Source organism: Glutamicibacter sp. BSL13 (genome assembly GCF_052928425.1).
Genome location: NZ_JAVGCZ010000005.1, coordinates 30,189 through 49,273, shown reverse-complemented (window position 1 = coordinate 49,273; position 19,085 = coordinate 30,189). Strand labels below are relative to the sequence as shown.

Genomic DNA, 19,085 nt, shown 5'->3' with positions numbered 1-19,085 from the left:
GATGGCAAAGCATACGCTGTCGGTGCTGGTCGAGGACGTCCCCGGTGTGCTAACCAGGGTTGCCGGACTCTTCGCCCGCCGTGCCTTCAACATCCACTCGCTGGCCGTGGGACCCACGGAAATCGAGGGAATTAGCCGCATCACCGTGGTGGTCGACGCCGAGGGGGACTCCCTGGAGCAGGTCACCAAGCAGCTGAACAAGCTGATCAACGTCATCAAGATCGTTGAGCTGCTGCCTGAGGCCTCGGTGCAGCGGGACCACATCATGGTCAAGGTGCGCGCCGACGCCGCAACCCGGCTGCAGGTCACCCAGGCCGCGGAACTCTTCCGTGCCTCGGTCATCGATGTGGGACCCGAGTCCCTGGTCATCGAGGCCACCGGCAACGCCTCGAAGATCGAGGCCCTGCTGGCGGTGCTCGAACCCTTCGGGATCCGGGAAATCGTGCAGGCCGGGACCCTGGCCGTGGGCCGCGGCGCCAAGTCGATGAGCGACCGGGCCCTGAAGTCCCTGAGCGCCTAGCGGCGGCCCCGGGCCCCGCACACCACAGAACAACATCATTGAACACCGCTCGGTGGGGCAGCCCTAGGTAGGCCGAACACCGTGGAACCAAGCTTCTGAAACGAAGAACACCTAAGGAGAAATACAGTGGCTGATTTGTACTACGAGGACGACGCGGATCTGTCGATCATCCAGGGCCGCAAGGTAGCGATCATCGGTTACGGTTCGCAGGGCCACGCCCACGCACTGAACCTGCGTGACTCCGGCGTTGAGGTCATGGTCGGCCTGTCCGAGGGCTCCAAGTCCCGCGCCAAGGCCGAGGCCGAGGGCCTGAAGGTCGCCACCGTTGCCGAGGCCGCCGCCTGGGGCGACGTCATCATGATCCTGACCCCGGACCAGGTCCAGGCCAAGGTCTACAGCGAGTCCATCGAGAAGAACCTGAACGAGGGCGACGCCCTGTTCTTCGGCCACGGCTTCAACATCCGCTTCGGCTTCATCCAGCCGCCGGCCAACGTGGACGTGGCCCTGGTGGCCCCGAAGGCCCCGGGACACACCGTGCGCCGCGAATTCGAGGCCGGACGCGGCATCCCGGATCTGATCGCCGTGGAGCAGGACCACACCGGCAAGGCCAAGGACCTGGCCCTGTCCTACGCAGCAGGCATCGGCGGCACCCGCGCCGGTGTCATTGAGACCACCTTCACCGAGGAAACCGAAACCGACCTGTTCGGTGAGCAGGCCGTGCTGTGCGGCGGTACCTCCCAGCTGGTCCAGTACGGCTTCGAGGTGCTGACCGAGGCCGGCTACAAGCCGGAGATCGCCTACTTCGAGGTGCTGCACGAGCTGAAGCTGATCGTGGACCTGATGTGGGAAGGCGGCATCGCCAAGCAGCGCTGGAGCATCTCGGACACCGCCGAGTACGGCGACTACGTCTCCGGCCCGCGCGTGATCACCCCGGAGGTGAAGGAAAACATGAAGGCAGTGCTGGCCGACATCCAGGACGGCTCCTTCGCCAAGCGCTTCATGGATGACCAGGCCAACGGTGCCAAGGAATTCAAGGAACTGCGCAAGAAGGGCGAGGACCACCCGATCGAGTCCACCGGCCGCGAACTGCGCCAGCTCTTCAGCTGGGTCGCCGCCGATGACGACTACACCGAGGGTTCGGTAGCCCGCTAAGCGCGGCACCGCCGCCTAGGCAGCAGCGCCTGTGGCGCAGTGAGGGGAGCTCATCCCCAAGACTGCGCCGCAGGCGCTTTGTCGTGTTCGGGGTTTTCAGGACTGCGCGCGGGCAATGTCCCCCAGCTGCGCGGCCAGGCCGTTCAACCGGCGCGGCCCACCCCATACGGCGCTCAGCGGCCGGGCCACCCCCTGGCCCTGGAACGGGACGCTGAGCAGCTCCCCGCTGGCCAACTGGGCGTGTACCGCCAACTCGCTAGACGCCGCGGGTCCGGCCCCCGAGGCCGCGGCCACCCGCACGGCCGAATTGCTGGAGAGCACCTGGGCCGGTTCCGCCAGCGGCCAACCGGCCAACAGTTCGGTCAGGGCCTCGCGGGTCCCGGAACCGGATTCACGCAGCACCAGCGGTGTCGCGGCCAGCTCCGCCAGGCTCACCGGCGTGCTGCGCTCGGCCCACGGGTGGTGGGGGCCGACCACGATCCGCAAGGCGTCCTGCTGCACGAGCAGCGTGTTCAGCTGCTGGGGCAGGTGCGGTGTCTCCACGAAACCCAACTGCAGCGCACCTTGCTGGACCTGCTGCAGGATTTCCTCCGAGTTGCCCACCTTCACGTCCACGCGCACCCGCGGAACGAGCGCGCGCAAACGTGAGAGCCAGGCGGGCAGCAGGGTTTCGGCGATGGTCATGCTCGCTCCCACCCGCAGTTCCTCCACCTGGCGACCAACGCCGCTCTGCTCCCAGGCGCTGAAGCGTTGGGCGGCATCCAGCAGGATGCGTGCCTGTTCGGCCAGCTGGACCCCGACTTCGGTGGGCGCCGAACCGCGTCGGGTGCGGTGCAGCAGGGACGTCTTGAGCCTTGATTCCAACAGGGCCACGGCCCGGCTGGCATTAGGTTGGGCCATCCCCACCTTTCGGGCCTCGGCGCCGAGGCTGCCGGAATCCACCACGGCCACGAAGAGTTCCAGGACGTCCAAATCGGGCCACGAATTACTCATATCAGGAATATATGTCCTGATGTCAAAGTGCCGTCTACTGGGTTCGGCCCCGTGTTGAAACCATGGAAACATGGCAATCCAAACAGATCAGGTCAAACAGCCAGTGACCCAAACGGCCACAGGAATCATTCGCCCATACCTGCCGGGACTGCTGCTGTGCGCGGTCGCCGCAGTCATCTCCATGGGCATCAACAAGCTGCTGCCGGGCGTCAGTGCGTTGATCGTGGCGATCGTGTTGGGCATTACGCTCACCAACGTCATCCGGCTTCCCGAAAGCACCATGCCGGGCATCACCTTCGCCTCGAAGAAGCTGTTGCGCCTGGGCATCGTCTTCCTGGGTTTGCAGCTGGTGCTCTCGGACATCATCTCGCTGGGGGCACCGATGCTGCTGGTGATCGTATGCATCGTCGGCGGCGGGATCTTCTCCACCTTGCTGATTGGCCGGCTGATGAAGATGCGCGCCGCCCAGGTGCTGCTGATCGCCTGCGGCTTCTCCATCTGCGGCGCCGCGGCGGTGGCCGGAGTGGAAGGGGTCACCGACTCGGATGAGGAAGATGTGGTCACCGCGGTGGCCCTGGTGGTCATCTTCGGTACCCTGATGATCCCGGCGGTGCCCTTCCTGGGCCAGGTGCTGGGCATGAGCCCGGAACTGAACGGCATGTGGGCCGGAGCCTCGATCCACGAAATCGCCCAGGTGGTCGCCGCCGGCGGCATCATCGGCGGGGGAGCGCTGGCCGCAGCGGTTATCGCCAAGCTGGCCCGCATCCTGATGCTCGCCCCCGTGGTGGCGGTGCTCAGCATACGCCAGCGGCGCCGCGGCAACCTGAACCCGGAAGCCAAGCGCCCACCGATCGTGCCGCTGTTCATCATCGGCTTCCTGGGGATGATCCTCATCCGCTCCTTCTGCAACCTTCCGCAGGGAGTCATCGACGCCGGTTCCATGATCCAAACCGCGCTGCTCTCGGCGGCCATGTTCGGCCTGGGCTGCGGGGTGAAGATCCGCAACCTGATGAACGTGGGCGTTCGTCCCTTTATCCTGGCCGCCATCTCCACACTCATCGTGGCCGGCATCGCCTACACCGGAATCATCCTGGTTCACTAACCACGGAATCAAACAATCATTCCCACGAAAGCGGAGCACATTCGTTGCTGCGCTTGAAGTGCATCCGACCCGCGCCGAGTCGCACCTCCATCACCTCCACATCAGACCCTGCACCGGAAAGAACATGAACCGAGATCCCCGTACCCCACTGATTGCCATGGCCCTGCTCAGCACCCTCCTGCTCGGAGCCTGCTCCAGTGGAGCCGCCCCGGCCAACCACACGACGCCCAGCACTGAAGCCAGCGCAGAAAGCAGCGAAGCCGTGCGCACACCGGCGGCTCCCTCGGCTGAGGTCGCCCGGCTGCTCGCACCGCAGGATGCCCGCACCATCAGCGCGCCGAAAGCAGCATCCGGCACGCTGGTGCTCTTCACCGATTACCAGTGCCCGTTTTGTGCTGGGATGGATTCTGTGGTGCGCCGAGCCAAGGACGACTACGGAGATGAGCTGCGCATCATCATCCGCAACTTCCCGCTGCCCATCCATGAGAACGCACCAGCGGCGGCCCGCGCGGTGGAAGCGGCCGCGGAACAAGGCGCACTGGAGAAGATGTCGGAAACCGTCTTTGAGCATCAAGATCAATGGAGCCAGAGCACTTCGGTGGACGAACAGTTCCTGGCCTATGCAAGGGACTTGGGCCTGGACACCGAGAAGTTCCTGAGCGACTACGAATCCGAAGCGATAGCGGAACGGGTGGAGCGCGATTCGCAGGACGCCATGGAGTTAGGTCTACAGGGAACTCCCACCCTGATTTTGCAAGACACCGTGCTGGCCGTGGATGTATCCAACTACGAGACACTCTCCGCACCGCTTGATGACTTCCTGAACTGCTAGCATCGGTGACGGCTCTGCATGCACCACCGCAGACGAGACAGGGGCTGCCGTCCACCAGCACATCCGGTGAATGACAACCCCTGTCAGTTGCATGATGATGCCCCGGCTAGGGCGACCGCTTATACCTTGGAGGCGCGGTAACCGGCCTTCCGGGCATCAGCAGCGGTCTTGAAGCACTCTTCTGGCTTGGTGCTCTTGTAGAAACGCTGACCCGGAACGTGGTACTTCCATTCCTTGTTGCTGCCGGTGCGATTGCCCTTGACCGGGAACCCTGCCGGGCAGTTGATGGTCTTGCCGTTCATCTTCACCACGGTCTTCTTCACGGCGGCCTTCTTCACCACCAGCTGCTGCTTCTTGCTCACTGTGGAAGTCTTGCCCTTGTACTGGTACTTCACGGCGGTGGTGACCTCGTAGGTGCCCGCTGCCAGTGCGACCGACTTCTTGTTCTTGGCGATCGTCTTCTTGCCCTTTTTGACCGTCAAGACTGCCGACTTGATCTTGACGTTTTTCGCCTTCTTGTAACTTGGCTTCACGGTGGCTTTGGCATTGCCCTTCACCGTCTTGGTGCCGATCTTGTTGATCGTCACTGCCGGGGTCCTCTTGGCAGCGGCGACCGAGACCGTAGTGTGCGCCGTTGTTGGCTGCAGGGCGGTAGCTGCGGTGGTGCCCGAAAGCATCAGTGCCAGAGCTGCCCCGGCGGCTGTGACCCCACGGATGATTTTGTTCATTCTTGTACCCTGAAAAGTAGTGATGACAGCGAATTCCCCGATCCGCTTGAGGAGTAGTTTATCCTCAATCTGAGACAAATATTCGCCCCAATAAGCTCAAATTCTCCTCAGGCTAAGTTCGCATCCGACGGCGGCGGCCCTTAACCGCAATAGTTGCGGTTTTGGCGGCCGGTACGGGCGCAGGATCGGGGTTGTGTCTGAATCGATTGGCATGACGCAAAATGGGGGATTCGAAGAATCGAAAGCTCACGTAGGCGGCCAGCGTGACCAATAGCGTGGCGCCGATGAAGATGTCGATTCCCACTTCGTGCCCGAGCACCCGTCGCACCACATTGGCGGCCAACATGTGCATCAAATACATGCCATAACTAATGGCTCCGATAAAGGTGAGCAGACGCAGCTGTAATAGGGGATGCAGAATCGTTTCTTCCCTGATGCACAATGTAACGGCCAGCAGGACCATCAGGGTGTGAATCAGGAGACTGGGTGCGTCGGCCGCGATCACCGCAAGGAGAAGGATGGCCAGGGGCAACGCTGTCCATCGTCCGCCGAGCAGACGGTAGGTGATACGAAACGCAGCCGGTTGATGCACGATGATTGCCGCAGCCGAAGCCATCATGATCGCCGGGGATAGGTTAATCAAAATCGTCAGCAACAGATTCTGCTCACCGACGAAGGAAGCTGCGACCTGCAGGAGCGTCAGCGCAATGGCCGCGTAGATCCCTGCAGTGACGCGCAGGAACAGTGTGATGAGCAGGATCAGCAAGGGCGGCCACAGTAAGTAGAACTGTTCCTCGGTAGCCAACGACCAGGCAAAGTAGAAAGTGGCTCCTTCCTCACCTTTGGTCAGGTCCACGAACCAGTTAGAGGTATAGGTAAGAAACGCCGGCAGGTTGTCCCAGAAGGCCTGTCCCTTGGTTGTGCCGCTTAGGGTGAGGGCAACGAGCAGACAATACATTGCCAGTACCGAGTAATAGAGTGGAAAAATTCGCAGTGAGCGGCGAATGTAGAAATTCTTGAGCGAGATTTTCCCCGTGCGGCTTCTTTCCCGTATCAACAAGGAGGTAATGAGGAAACCACTGATGGCAAGAAACAGGTCGACACCGCGGAACCCCTGATTCAGTTGTGGAATGTAGTTCATTCCCGAAACGTGGTGCCAGATGACCGCTACGACGCTAAAGGCACGCAGACCATCTAGGGCTCCGAAACGCTTCTTACGGATGAAATCCTCGTAGAAATTCTCCTGCTGCATAACGTACCCCCAAGATCGATGCCGAGCAGATGTCCCTATGCTGGCATCAAGGTCAAGCCCTCAGCCCGACGTTGATGTTCGCTTTACTAGGCCTTAATAAGCAGACTTATTGGATCCGCGCTGACGGGATGCGCCGGGGAAGCGACACGTCACGCAGTGTCGTAACCCTCGTTTTCGCATTTGCTAACGAGTAACATGTCCTCCAAGACCTACCGGGCCCTTTTGGGGAGGGCCTGGATTTTATCCAGATCTTTGGGGGGATAGGGTAAATGGGTGTCATTGTCGCATCTTCGCAGTGGTTAAATCACTGGGATGGCATTCCGACACAGTGCTGGCACGCCACAGGTGAGCGAAGCGTGGAACGACAACGCGTTCTTATGTTGCTTGCCGGATTGGGCGAAGAGACGGACCGCGGGGGCTATGTCCTGCGCGGTGCTATTGGAACCGGTAAGCGCGAGCTGCTAAGGACTGCCTTCAATCAACGCAGCAGCGGCACCGGACCGTTGTGGGTGTCCGGGAGCCGCTATGGAAGTGAAATTCCCTACGGGGCAATCCACTTCCTTCTTACACGCCTGGAGCACGACCAGCTGCAGTCGCCTCTGGCCGTTTACGGACACCTTCGACAGCACTTTACTGGCTTGGGAACACGGCCGGTCATCGTCCTTGAGCATGTTGACCTCATCGACACTCTTACCAGCGCCGTGCTGGCGCAACTTGTCAGCACGGGTGTCATCAAGCTGGTGATCATCGATGACATCCTGACGGAACTGTCCCAGGACATTTCGGCCCTGATCCGTAACGGCGTGCTGGAGGTGTTGAACCTGGGCGCGCTGAGGCTGCGCGAGGCCCGGCTACAGGTCGCGGAATCTGGAGAGGGCGACGTCTCTTTCTTGACGGCTGCCCACCTCTGGATGCATACCTCCGGCTGCTCGGAGGCGCTGGATGCCGTGCTGCTTGACTGCCGACAGGCGAACAGTTTTGAGTTTAGTGCAGATGTCGTGGCACTTCGGAAGGGAGCGATTCCCCACCTGACCAACGTTGAGCAGCACATGGTGGCGCGACTGGGACGCTTGAACCGACGCGAACGACAGTTTCTGGATTTCGTCGCCCAGCGTGGGGCGATACCGTTCGGGCACGACCTCTGGGTGCACGACGTAGATGTGGACCATCTAGTGGCCTCCGGGCTGCTTACTGAGCAGGAGGGCAGTTTTGCGATCGCCAGCCCTGCCATTGCGCGAAGTCTTTCCGGTTCGGTGCCGGGATATTCGCCGCTTCAGCCAGCAGGTTCCTCTGGCGCGGAAGCACGCCCGGATCACTTGGTGCAAACCCATACATCCGAATTGCACCAAGCATGGCGCGCGTCGAAGTCCGAAGCGCAGCGATTCAGTGCCGAGGCAAAATGGTCACGCGCCATCGACAGCGTCAAGAGCTTCCGCCAGGGCCACCAGGACAGGACGATGACGGAGGGCCAGCGGGAGCAGGCAGACCTGAATGAGTCGATGCTGATGTTGCTGCGCCTGCTGTTGGCGGCCAGCCGCCTGGAGGAAGCAGCGGCGCTCATCGATGAACTACAGCCCGAGGCGCCACATGGAGTATGGATCGCACTGGATCCGTGCCAGAAACACGAGGCACTCGCGCTGGTCGCCGAATACCGTTCCAGGATCAATGACTTCGAGATCGCCAATGAGCTGATCGACAGCTTGTGGCGACACCTTGATGTCCAGCACGCAGGAAACGCCACCGGCTACAGGCTCGCCCCGTGCATGGCCGAAACCATCCGGGCAATGCTGAACTGCAGTCTGGCTTTGGGACGTTGGGAACAATGTCGCCACCTCATCGAGCTGATTCTTGACGGGGCACTACCGGACCTTGAGCTCATCGCCTATGCGGAAGCCATGCAGGCCATCATCTTTGCCCTGGCAGGAAACCTAACCCAGGCGCAAAAAGCGATAGTTCCGCTGCAACAGCAGCTGCGCCAAAGCGGGACCGAACTTGAACGACTGTATGTCGACGCGGTTTCCCAATACATCAGCGGGCGCAGCGGCCGCGAAACCCTGGGGGCCGGCGCTCAGTGGAAGACCATTAATATGGATCTCGGTGCAGCCAGCGCCTTCGACTGCCTCTGGCAGTGCCTGCAGGCGGTTCAGGCCGTACAACCGGGGCAGGCATCCCATGGAATTGAGGCCGTCCAAGCCTGGGCCCGGCGGGCGGAAGCCCAAGGGGAAATACTGCTGGCCTCCCACCTGTTGGGGCTACTGATTCGCAACGGTCAATTTGAGGTTGCCGACCGCCTGCTTGATCTTCAACACGGGCAACGGCACCAGCTGGCCGAGTCGTTCAGGCTGCTTGCGCAGGGGGCACAGAACCGTGACGCTCAGCTGCTGACCGCTGCCGTCGGTGCATTGGCGGCCTTGGGGTTCGTCTCCTACGCGACCGATGACGGTGCCGAAATTTTCCGGCACATGAATGCCTCCCAACGCCGGCAGGCTGCCCGAAAAGCCCACAAGTTCATGCTCTCGCTGCAGGCCGAGCGCATCAGCCCCAAGGCGTTTGCGAACCTGGGCAGCCTGACCGTGCTCACCGAGCGGGAAAAGTTTGTGGCCTCCGCGGCGGCCAGCGGGCTGTCGAATCTGGAAATCGCCGAACAGGCCAGCGTCTCCGTGCGCACCGTGGAGGGCCATCTGTACCAGGTGTACTCGAAACTGGGAATCCGCAAACGCACCGATCTCCACGCACTGACCGAGCTGAAACACGACCTCAATGCTGCCGGGTAGCGATGAATAATCGCCAAGAATGGAATCGCAGGGAATATGCCCTGGTGGTGCGTGCGCTGAAATCGCCCGGGAATGCCGGAGTGCTGCTCAGCGGCGAGTTCGGCACTGGCAAATCCCAACTCGTGCGCCGGCTGGTCACCTCCAAGGAGCTGCACTTGCCGATGATCCGGCTGATCTGCAGTGCCGCGTTGACCGACTCCTCCTACGGGGCGCTGGCGCCTCTGTTGTCCGGTGCCCAACAGCCAATCAATGACGTATCGGCCATTCGTGCTGCCCTCGCGGCAGTGGAAGAACTGCTGCAGTTGGAGCACGGCGCAGAGCACGTCCTGATCACGATCGAGGAAGCCCAGAGCATCGATTCGGCCAGTGCCTTCGTTTTGGGGCAAATGGTCCGCTCGGGGAAGGTCAAGCTCCTGGTGGTAAGCAACGAACAACACGAGGACCCGCTGTCGCTGGATGCACTGATGTCGGTGGCGCGGTTGACGCGCGTCGTTGTCGAACCACTGACACCGGATGAGATCGTAGACTTCTCTGGCACGGTGCTTGGTTATCCGGTCAGCCGTGGGTCGGCGAAAATCATCCACCAACTGACTTCGGGTTTCCAGAGCTTGGTCCAGGACTACCTGGAACTGGCGGTGCGCTTGGGCATCCTGCTTGAAGTCGAGCAACTCGGCGCATTGCGCGAATCCAGCCTGGCCATTGACCATGGAACCGCGGGACGCATTGCAGCCCTGGCTCACCGTCACCCGCCACAGGTGCAGCAGCTGTTTGAAATTCTGTGTATAACCGGCCCACTGTCCATCGAACAAGTTGATCGGCTCGGTCTGCGTGAGGCCCTGCAGCAGCATCCCACCGCCTTGATCGAGCTGCGCGACGGTTGGACGTATCTGAGTAGCGAATTCTTCGAGGAAGGCCTTCGCGCCAGTATGCCCGCCGGGCGCAGTGCCGGGGTGTACCGGGAAGTGCTCGCGCACCTGGGGGAGGATCTACCGGTAGGTCCCGACTTCGTGGGATTCCGGCTGATCTTCGGGGACACCGTGAGCCGTGAAGAGCTGCTCGCTGCCGCCCGAGGGGCGCAACGCAGTCATCGCTACCAGCAGGCGTTGGAGCTATTGGAAAAGGTGGAGGAACCCGACCGCGAAGCGGAGGCCATTCGTCTGTTGGCCCATCTGGGGGCAGGGCAATTCCAGGCCGCCCGGACGTTGCTTTCCACCTCGTCGGGCAAGCTCGGTGACGAGGAAGGCTCACTGGCACAAGATGTCGGCTGTGCCCTGAATTGGCTGCACCCCGCCGTGACGGAGCCCGGCGGGGACCTGACCCAGCGCTTCTGGGGAACCTCGGCTTCCGACGGCGGCCATTCGGACGGGTACAGGGGTGGGGATTGTGCGTTAGTTGAAGGCATTGAACGCGTCAGGTCCCTGTATTGGCTTGGTCAGCCTTCCACTGCGCTCCACCTTTCCGAACAGAGCACGGTAGGCGGTACCGCGGTGCCATCCTGCCGTTACCGCCTGGCCCTGCTCGTGGTGGCAGTACGCTCGGCGGTGGCCACCGGAAGCTATGAACAGGCCAGCAGGTTGGTTGACGGATTCGTGATGGGCAGTTCTTATGAGCTGCTGATGGAACACGGAACGGTGCAGGCGCTTCGAGCACTGATCGATGCACGCCGCGGACAAGTCAGCAATGCGCAGCTGTACCTCCGTCAAGCCCGGGCGGAATTGGCGCTAAATGACCCAGAAGGATTATTGGCCCTATGTTCCTCGCTTGACCTACTCATAGAGCAGTCCTCGAATGGGGAAGCACTAAGCGAGGACGGGGCGCAGAGAAACGACAAGGCAGAACAATTCGGGCAGTGTAATGCCGGCCGGCGGGAACCGGGCGCGCTCGCCGCAAACGCCTGGTGGGCAGCGGATCAATTGGAATGTGATCTGCTGGCCGAGCTGCAGCGGACGAAGCCCTCTGCAGGAGTCATTGACAGAATTCTGCGCTCCGCCCAGCAGAACGGTGTATTTCTCTATGGAATCTTGACTTACCAGGTCTGGAACTTGTCGCGCAATGAACAATTGGCCTCAAGAGCTGCCGAGATATTGGGCGGGTTGGAAGTACCGGAGGAATGTGCCGCATTGCAACGACGACAACGCGCCGTCCAAGTGGTCCAGGACTCCGACGTGAAAGCAATGCAAGGCTTCGCGCAGGAACTGCATGACGAGGGCGACCGTGTCCTGGCCTTGGAAATGATCACCAGGGTCGTGGATTACTGGTCTGCTCAAGACAACCCCCGCAATCGCGGGTTCGCCATCCGTCAGATTCATGAATGGCTGCACCAGATGGGACAAAAACCTTGGGGACGCATGGCTCGGAGTTTGGAGGAAAGTGGGCTGACCGCGCGCGAGAATGAAATTGTCGAGTTGGTCCGGCAGGGGCTGAGTAACCGCGAAATCGCCCGCCTTTTGACCGTCTCACAGCGCACCGTGGAAGGGCACTTGTACCGCATCTTCGCCAAGCTGGGCATTACCCAGCGCTCCGACCTAAACTTCGGTGGGCGTCACTAGCGCCCGGAATTACCTACACCCGCTTGAAAGCTCAGCGGTTGGCGCACTCGCGGGGTAGCTCAATGCACTGGGTGGCCTCTCAATGGACCGCGCGCACTGCTGCTCAGCGGGTAACTGGTCCGTGCCCGCAACCAGTTGCGTAGCGGCATCTGCAAGTGGCCAAGTCGCCGACGTATTTAGCCTCCAGAGGTTGGCTCATCTCTTGCCTATGTCGATTCGCTGTGCCCGAAAACCCTGGGCTGAGTGTGGACTACTTGGACTATCTGCGCAGAACGAGTGGTCAATGCCAAGAAATGGCAAACAAGCGCTTCAACTCGGGTGTGAGCTTACGCGTGAGTACTTCTTAGTTGGTTCATAGAATTTCCACTGTGCAGTGAGCCATGATCCCTCAGGGACGGTGCCGCTGCCTGAATTACAGATGAACACTTGGGGAAAATCTAGGCAAATGGGGAGCCGAAGATTCTCGTGAAGCCCGTGCCTGAGCAGCACGTTAAGCCTCGCACAGCACTTCTTCACGGTATCGGCATCGCCAACAAGGGGGACGGCGTGTCGCAAGCTTATGAATCCTTAGGGAATCGTGGCCTTGTCGGAAATTGGGGAAACGGTTTAACCGACCTTTCCGGTCACACACTTAAGGATCAGCAACTCCTGCCTGCCAGCGGCTTCTCGGCCAGCAGGTGGAGACAAAAATACACTCGCATTTTGCTGCTATCCGATATGGCCACCTTGGTGCTGCTCAGCGGCATCGTGGTGCACCTGTACTCGCAGGCCGCAGGACCAAACTACTGGTTCGCCGGTGCATCGGTGGGCGTCTGGGCGGTATACCTATGGCTTTCGCGCACCAGGGCCGCGCAGGTAATCGGCGTCGGCGTTCGGGAGTACAAAAGAGTCGTCGACTCCAGCGCACTAGCCGCGGGGACCATGGCGCTAGCCGTCTTGGTCTTTGACCTTGAGGGAGTGCGCGAACAACTCATTGTCACCTTCCCGGCCGGGATGGCGCTGCTCTTGGCCAGCCGCTGGCTGTGGCGGCGCTGGTTGCTGGCGAAATCGGAAGCCGGGTACGCGCTGTCCCAGGTCGTTGTGCTCGGCCAGGGTTCCGACGTGGACTACGTCGTCAGGCAGCTGCAGAAGAACGCAGGACCGGCCTACAAGATCTGCGGGTTGCTGATTGACGGGGCGGGGGAGGAGCATCGCTATGAGGATTCCGTGCCGACGTTCCAGGGCCTGGAAAACCTTGAAGAAGCGGTGCAGCTCGTCGGAGCGGACTCAGTCATCGTTGCCGGCTCGCTGCGCGGCGGGAGCGATGCGCTCAAGGACGTAAGCTGGCGCCTGGAAAAGACGCGCACCAATGTCATCGTCGTGTCTTCACTGACCAATGTCGCCGGTCCACGCATCAGCATGCGTCCGGTGGAGGGTTTGCCGCTCATGCATGTGGACGTACCCAGTTTTGCGGGCGGTCACCATGTGGTGAAGCGGGGGATTGACATTGTCCTTTCCGGCCTGGCCCTGGTGCTCTTGGCTCCGCTCTTCTTGCTCATCGGTCTTTTGGTGCGCAAGGACAGCTCGGGTCCCGCGTTCTTCAGCCAGGAGCGGGTGGGACGCAATGGCCGGACCTTCCGGATGTACAAGTTCCGCTCGATGGTGGTCAACGCCGAAGCTGAGCTGGAGAAGCTCAAGGAACACAATGAGGGCAGCGGTCCGCTGTTCAAGCTGAAGCAGGATCCCCGGGTGACCAAGGTGGGCAGCTGGCTGCGCAAGTACTCGCTGGATGAGTTGCCGCAGATTTACAACGTGTTGCGGGGGGACATGTCCCTGGTTGGGCCCCGACCGCCGCTGCCCGCCGAAGTAGCCAGTTACGAGGGACATACCGGACGGCGGTTGTTCATCAAGCCCGGCCTTACCGGTCTATGGCAGGTCAATGGGCGCTCCGACCTGGACTGGGAGGAGAGCGTCAGACTGGATCTCTACTACGTGGAGAACTGGTCGTTGACCGGTGACCTGATGATCATGTGGCGCACCTTCAAGGTCATGGTGCAGCCGGAGGGCGCCTACTAAACACGGTTGTCCGTGATTACGGCAAAGGCAGGGCAGCGGAGGCTGCCCTGCCTTTCCCGTGTTTTAAAGTAACCACAAATGACAGTAGTCGCAGGAACGGTGAGTTGTCATCGGGCCTCGCCTTGGCAATGACAACGCCGCGGAAGCCTTCGGAGCGCTGGACCCGGCGGGCCGGCGGCAAGCACCAGGGCGGCCACCGGTGATCTACGGGCAGCGGTAGAGCGTGCATGTGGTACGAGCGAGAGTGAACCACTTGTTGCAAAGGTCGGGATTAGGTATTGACTACGCGTGTGAGGGCGGTCACCGGTTTGTAGCTTGGATGTAGGCGGAGGGATGGATCTTCCTGCCTGAGCGATCGTGCATGACGTCATGGCCGGGCTCGGGTGGGAAGTTCAATAATCAGCAGCGTTCCCCAGACGCGATTCATTTCTGCGCCTCATGGACGGGACCGGCGACGAAGACTCCCGGCAATTCGGGAGCTCATCCCCCCAGCCGTCGTCGGTCCCTTTCCATCGTTGTGTTCTTCGGCGTATTCCGCCAATCCCGGGCGGGACAGGGGCACGCGACTAAGGCCCACCGCAGGTGCACCGCGTTCCTTCGGGGCGGCCGCGGCAAGCGGGCCGGGAGGAGCGCGGATGCACCGGCACGCCCAGGAGCAGGTCCGGGGGCTCCCGGACCTGTCGAAGGCCTGATGGTGTGCTAGATAAGATCCCTAGCGCTGGTTGAACCGGTAGAACAAGCGCAGGGGTGCGCTCAGCGTGGTGGCCAGGCGGCGGTCCAAGTCCTTCATCTGGGTGGTCCATGCATTATCGAACTTCAACTTGATCTGCCCCACCTTGAAACGCATCGGATTCCCGGCCACGGTATGGTGCGCATCGAGCGTGATGTGCCCGTCGGCAAACTCCGGTACGCGGGCCTGGGTTGGCTCCAAGCCGGCGAAGCGGATGACCTCCTCGAGTGTGCGCGTCGGGTCAGTCATGAATTCCTCGTAGTGGACGGTCAGCACCGGAATGCGCAACAGTGTCAGGGCGTGAAACAGCAGGCTGTACGTCGTCCAGTTGAAAATTGAGGCCGGCACGGAATAGCGAGGCATGTCTTCGGCGCGACTGCCGGTTTCCGGCCTGGTGACCACCTTTGACCACGAGTAGGCAACGCCGCGTGGATCACGGACAACCAGCACACAGCGCAGGTCAATGGGCAGCGAGCGCAGGAAGTACGCGTAGGCCGGGTGTTTGCTGGAATCCACCAGTACCTTGCCGTCGGCCACGGTGTCGGCGGCACGGTACAGCTTGGACAGGTTTGACAGCAGTCGCTGCCGTGCTTGGCGCCGTTGCCCGAACCCACGCTGCAGGATCAGTTCTGGCAGGAACCGGTTGCGGATCACCGTCCGCCGGTCGGCTATGGCTTGATCGGTGTCAATCCGCCCCCAGCGGCCATAGGCCTGGACCCCGATCTGCTGCCAGACCGGGCATTCATGGAAAGGTAGGCCACAACCGCACAGTTCGTTGTCACGCAGGCCGCGTTCCCACAGGTGCAGCAGCTCACCCAGCCCCATGAAGTCTTCACATTGGGCCAGACACCGCTCCAGCAGGGTGGAACCGCTGCGCCCAAAGCCACCGAGCATGACAACGCGTGGTCGGCGTGGTGGCCCGTCGGCCGATTCACGCCGCGCGGGCTGTGGGTCCGGATCCAGCCCCGCGCCTGTTGCTGGCGCTTCCCCCGATGCGTCCTGCGCTGTTTTAACTTCTTTGATATCCCCCAAGGAATCCACGTGCCCTCCGTTGAGCGTTCTGCGTCATAGTCCCCAGACGACGCAAAAGGTGAATAGTTTCAGCTTTGAGTCTGCCATTGCGACGCAACATTTTGTAGAGGAACCGCCTAAATTGCGTCGAAGCGAGGAAATGTTGGCATGCCCCCTGCCCATGTTCGGTGTCTTATGCCACAATTACTCAAATGGGGAAGAATTATCTTGGGGACCCCAAGCTGGGGGAAATTATGTCTTTTGACAATTCACAGGGGAATGAGTTTTTTAAGCGTGCAGTCACCCGCCGTTGGCGGTGGATTGCCTGGTTCAGCATTGTGGGGGTGCTGCTGGCCGGAGTCACCTTCATGCTCTCGCCGCGGGAGTACACCTCGACCGCTAACGTGTTCTTGAATCCATTGGTCGGCAGTCCTTTCTCGCCGACCACACCTACCTCTCGCACAGAGCAGCTGGCGGCCATGAATACCGAGGCCGGCGTGGTGCTCACCGACGAGGTGCTGGATCAGGCGCTGCAGAAGGCGGAGATTGCCGGGGCTTCGCGACAGTCCCTGCGTGAACAAACCGTGGCCTCGGTTCCATCGAACTCGCAGGTCATGAACATCAGGTTCACCAGTGCCGACCCGCAGGAGGCCCAACGCGGGGCCCAGGCCGTCACCGACGCGTTCATGAACTTCCGTTCGGAGCGGGCGCAGAGCGTCATCGATGCGCAGAGCAAACTGCTGCAAAGCCGTGAGGAGTCCCTCGCAGGGCTGCTGAAGAGCGCGAACCAGGCCTATGACGCGGCCAAGAAGGCCGGCAGCGACAGTGCCGGGGTCATCGAGCTCGAACAGCAGGTGCGGCTCTACGCCCAGGAACTGGCCAACGTGAAGGTGGACCGCACCACCACCGAAACCTCATCCATTGACCCGGGCACCGTGGTGGGCCCGGCGAACCTGCCACAGGCGCCGGAGGGGATCAACCCGCTGCTGCTGGCAGCGGCGGTCCTGCTGGGGTTCGTGGCCCTGGGCTTCGTGGCCACGCTGATCGTGGAACACGGGGATAAGCGCGTGTGGGACGAGGGCGACTTGGAGCGCCGCCAGGCACCCTCGGTGCTGGCCGTGCTGGGAGATGCACGCGAGAAGAAGGACAATGCCGCTGAGGGTGTGATTGAAAAGTATCTGCGGGTCACCCCGGTGATCAGCGGGCACGTCAACACTCCTGGGACACTGGCGCTGATTGGCAACCAGTCCAGTCAGGAAGTGCACACCATCGCCGCGGGGCTGGCGGCCGCGTTCGCCATGACCGGACGTCGGGTGTGCGTGATTAGCACGGCCCGGTTGCCGGGGGACTCCGAGACGCAGCTGGGCTTCAGCGACGTGTTGGAAGACGGGGTGGCGCTGCGTGAGGCAATCCATGTGAAGAAGTTCGGTGAGGGGCGTCTGGCGGTCATGTCCGCTGGCACCCAGTCGGAGAAGCTGCCCGGCCTGGTGCAGGCTGATTCGCTGAAGAATCTGATCAACCTGCTGGGAGCGGGCCATGACCTGCTGATCTTCGTGGTTCACCAGGGGGCGTCGGCAGTGGCCAGTGCCATTAGCGGGGTCTGTGACCACAGCGTGCTCACGGTCTCCGGGGGCAAGGACACGGTCACCTCCGTGTTCTCCACCGCCAACTACCTGCAAATGCGCGGTGCCACGATTTCCGGGACGCTGCTCTACTCCTCGGCCTGGGTGCAGGCCAGCGAGAAGGAGCTGGCCCAGGAGCTGCAGGGCGCGTTCGAACAGCTGCACCACGGCCTGGATCCGCGACGTGTCAGCTCATGATCCGAAGGCGTCGAAGCACACCGCGGTGGAGGGGGAGGACCGCGCCCTAAAGCGGATCGCCCGCAGTGGAGCGGCAAACGTGGGTGCGGCAGCGGTCGGCTCGGCATCGAATTTTCTGCTGATTGTGCTGATCACCCGCTTCTGGGCATCCGAGGATGCCGGCCTGCTCTTCGCGGCCACCTCTTTCTTCATCATTGCCGTGGCCCTGGCCCACCTCGGGGCGGACCAGGGCCTGGTGCGCTTCATTGCCTGGAACGTGGGACGCGGCGCCGGGCACAGCAACCGGGCCACCGTGCTGGCCGGCGTGCTGCCATCGTTGAGCATGACCCTGGTGGTGGCCGTCCTCGGCTACGCGGCTGCGCCCTGGCTGGCCGGGCTGCTCGGCGCGCAGTCCGGTGCCGAAGGCGCCCTGATCATCCGGGTGCTGGTGGTGACCCTGCCGTTCGCTGTGCTCTATGAGCAGCTCCTGGCGGTCTGCCGCGGGTATGCGGTCATGAAACCGACCATCGTGTTGGAGCGGGCCCTGCGCCCAACCTTGCAGATGCTCCTGATTCTCGCGGCCGGTCTGGCCCAGAGCGGGGTGGTCGTCCTGACCCTGGCTTGGACACTGCCCTACGCGCTGTGCTTCCTGCTGGCTGGCGTGGCCGCCGTGCGCACGTTGCGCCGGCATCGGGATGACTGGCACGGTGCCGGGCCGATCGGGGAGGACCTGCGCTCGGAGTTCTGGCGCTTCACCGCGCCGCGCGGCCTGGCCCGGATGGCGCAGGTGATGATCCAGCGGGCGGATATCGTGATTGTCACGGTGATGCTCGGACCGGCTCCGGCTGCCATTTATACCGCCGCCACACGTTTCCTGGTGCTGGGCCAGGTAGCCACCAGTGCCCTGCAGCAGGTGAGCGAACCGCAACTGGCGCGATTGCTGGCCCGCAAACGCAAGGACACGGTATCCCTGGTAATCAGGCAAATGACCCTGTGGTCAGTGGCGCTGGTGTGGCCGGTCTACCTGGTCTTCGCGGTGCATGCCTCCGCCCTGATGGCCCTGGTGTTTGGACCCGGCTATGAGGCCGGTGGGATTGTGCTGCAGCTGTTGGCCACCGCCATGCTGGTGGCTACCGCGGTCGGTCCGCTGGATGTGCTGCTGCTGATGGCAGGCAGGAGCTCGCTGTCGCTGCTGAACATTTCGGTGGCCCTGGTCGTGGATCTGGCCTTGTGCGTGCTGCTGATCCCGCAGCTGGGGATCCTTGGGGCGGGAATCGCCTGGGCAGCGGCGATCATCGCCAAGAACCTGCTGTGCCTGTGGCAGGTGCGAAAGCACCTGGGGATCAGCGTTTTCAGCCGGGAACTGGTAATGTGGCTAATCTCACTATTGGGTCTCTTTGGACTACTGGGACTCCTTGGTAGCCTCCCGCCCGCGCAACCCTGGGTGGGGTTGGGCATTTCAGCTTTGACTGGCATTTTCTACCTCGGGTATCTGTGGTCCAAGCGAACCCTCTTGATGCCTAAAAAGGTGGTGGCGTAGGGGGCGAAATCAGCGGGAATCCGGGCTTTTAGCGGCATTTGGACTTTT

The 19,085-nt window shown here is 61.9% G+C and carries 13 protein-coding genes; 9 read left to right on the top strand and 4 right to left on the bottom strand.

Going from position 1 to position 19,085, the window contains the following annotated elements:
- Position 1 precedes the first annotated feature (1 nt).
- Both ilvN and ilvC read left to right on the top strand, forming a co-directional pair.
- Complete coding sequence (gene ilvN / locus RCJ92_RS01660) at positions 2 to 520, top strand: acetolactate synthase small subunit (RefSeq protein ID WP_138926047.1); 519 nt, start codon at positions 2 to 4, stop codon at positions 518 to 520.
- Positions 521 to 646: 126 nt separating this feature from the next.
- Positions 647 to 1,672: a ketol-acid reductoisomerase gene (gene ilvC / locus RCJ92_RS01655; RefSeq protein WP_138926048.1), complete on the top strand. Its 1,026-nt coding sequence runs from the start codon at positions 647 to 649 to the stop codon at positions 1,670 to 1,672.
- A gap of 96 nt (positions 1,673 to 1,768) precedes the next feature.
- Here ilvC and RCJ92_RS01650 read toward each other — a convergent pair whose 3' ends face one another.
- Positions 1,769 to 2,665, bottom strand: a complete 897-nt coding sequence (locus RCJ92_RS01650; protein WP_446753576.1) for a LysR family transcriptional regulator — start codon at positions 2,663 to 2,665, stop codon at positions 1,769 to 1,771.
- Between the two features lie 70 nt (positions 2,666 to 2,735).
- Here RCJ92_RS01650 and RCJ92_RS01645 point away from each other — a divergent pair, with 70 nt between their 5' ends.
- Both RCJ92_RS01645 and RCJ92_RS01640 read left to right on the top strand, forming a co-directional pair.
- Positions 2,736 to 3,767, top strand: coding sequence for a YeiH family protein (locus tag RCJ92_RS01645; RefSeq protein ID WP_446753575.1), 1,032 nt, complete (start codon positions 2,736 to 2,738; stop codon positions 3,765 to 3,767).
- Positions 3,768 to 3,891: 124 nt separating this feature from the next.
- A complete protein-coding gene (locus tag RCJ92_RS01640; protein ID WP_446753574.1) occupies positions 3,892 to 4,599 on the top strand; it encodes a DsbA family protein in 708 nt (235 codons plus the stop codon).
- 119 nt (positions 4,600 to 4,718) lie between these two features.
- On the opposite strand, the gene RCJ92_RS01635 is transcribed toward RCJ92_RS01640, so the two are convergent.
- Together RCJ92_RS01635 and RCJ92_RS01630 are read right to left on the bottom strand one after the other, a co-directional pair.
- Positions 4,719 to 5,405, bottom strand: a complete 687-nt coding sequence (locus RCJ92_RS01635) for a sunset domain-containing protein (RefSeq protein ID WP_446753573.1) — start codon at positions 5,403 to 5,405, stop codon at positions 4,719 to 4,721.
- A 34-nt stretch (positions 5,406 to 5,439) separates the two neighbouring features.
- On the bottom strand, positions 5,440 to 6,579 hold the full coding sequence (locus tag RCJ92_RS01630) for an acyltransferase family protein (protein WP_446753572.1): 1,140 nt from the start codon (positions 6,577 to 6,579) through the stop codon (positions 5,440 to 5,442).
- Positions 6,580 to 6,935: 356 nt separating this feature from the next.
- Between RCJ92_RS01630 and RCJ92_RS01625 the strand changes: the two genes are divergently transcribed.
- The 3 genes from RCJ92_RS01625 to RCJ92_RS01615 all read left to right on the top strand — a co-directional run bounded on the left by RCJ92_RS01625 (position 6,936) and on the right by RCJ92_RS01615 (position 13,957).
- Complete coding sequence (locus tag RCJ92_RS01625; protein ID WP_446753571.1) at positions 6,936 to 9,353, top strand: helix-turn-helix transcriptional regulator; 2,418 nt, start codon at positions 6,936 to 6,938, stop codon at positions 9,351 to 9,353.
- Positions 9,354 to 9,355: 2 nt separating this feature from the next.
- Positions 9,356 to 11,902, top strand: a complete 2,547-nt coding sequence (locus RCJ92_RS01620; protein ID WP_446753570.1) for a LuxR C-terminal-related transcriptional regulator — start codon at positions 9,356 to 9,358, stop codon at positions 11,900 to 11,902.
- 702 nt (positions 11,903 to 12,604) lie between these two features.
- Positions 12,605 to 13,957 (top strand): sugar transferase, encoded by a 1,353-nt coding sequence (locus tag RCJ92_RS01615; RefSeq protein ID WP_249354605.1) that lies wholly within the window; start codon positions 12,605 to 12,607, stop codon positions 13,955 to 13,957.
- Between the two features lie 712 nt (positions 13,958 to 14,669).
- On the opposite strand, the gene RCJ92_RS01610 is transcribed toward RCJ92_RS01615, so the two are convergent.
- Positions 14,670 to 15,581 (bottom strand): sulfotransferase, encoded by a 912-nt coding sequence (locus RCJ92_RS01610; protein WP_446753569.1) that lies wholly within the window; start codon positions 15,579 to 15,581, stop codon positions 14,670 to 14,672.
- A 596-nt stretch (positions 15,582 to 16,177) separates the two neighbouring features.
- On the opposite strand from RCJ92_RS01610, the gene RCJ92_RS01605 reads away from it, so the two are divergent.
- Positions 16,178 to 17,518, top strand: coding sequence for a hypothetical protein (locus RCJ92_RS01605; protein WP_446753568.1), 1,341 nt, complete (start codon positions 16,178 to 16,180; stop codon positions 17,516 to 17,518).
- Complete coding sequence (locus RCJ92_RS01600; RefSeq protein WP_446753567.1) at positions 17,505 to 19,037, top strand: oligosaccharide flippase family protein; 1,533 nt, start codon at positions 17,505 to 17,507, stop codon at positions 19,035 to 19,037. Before RCJ92_RS01605 ends, RCJ92_RS01600 begins: the two co-directional genes overlap by 14 nt.
- Positions 19,038 to 19,085 lie beyond the last annotated feature (48 nt).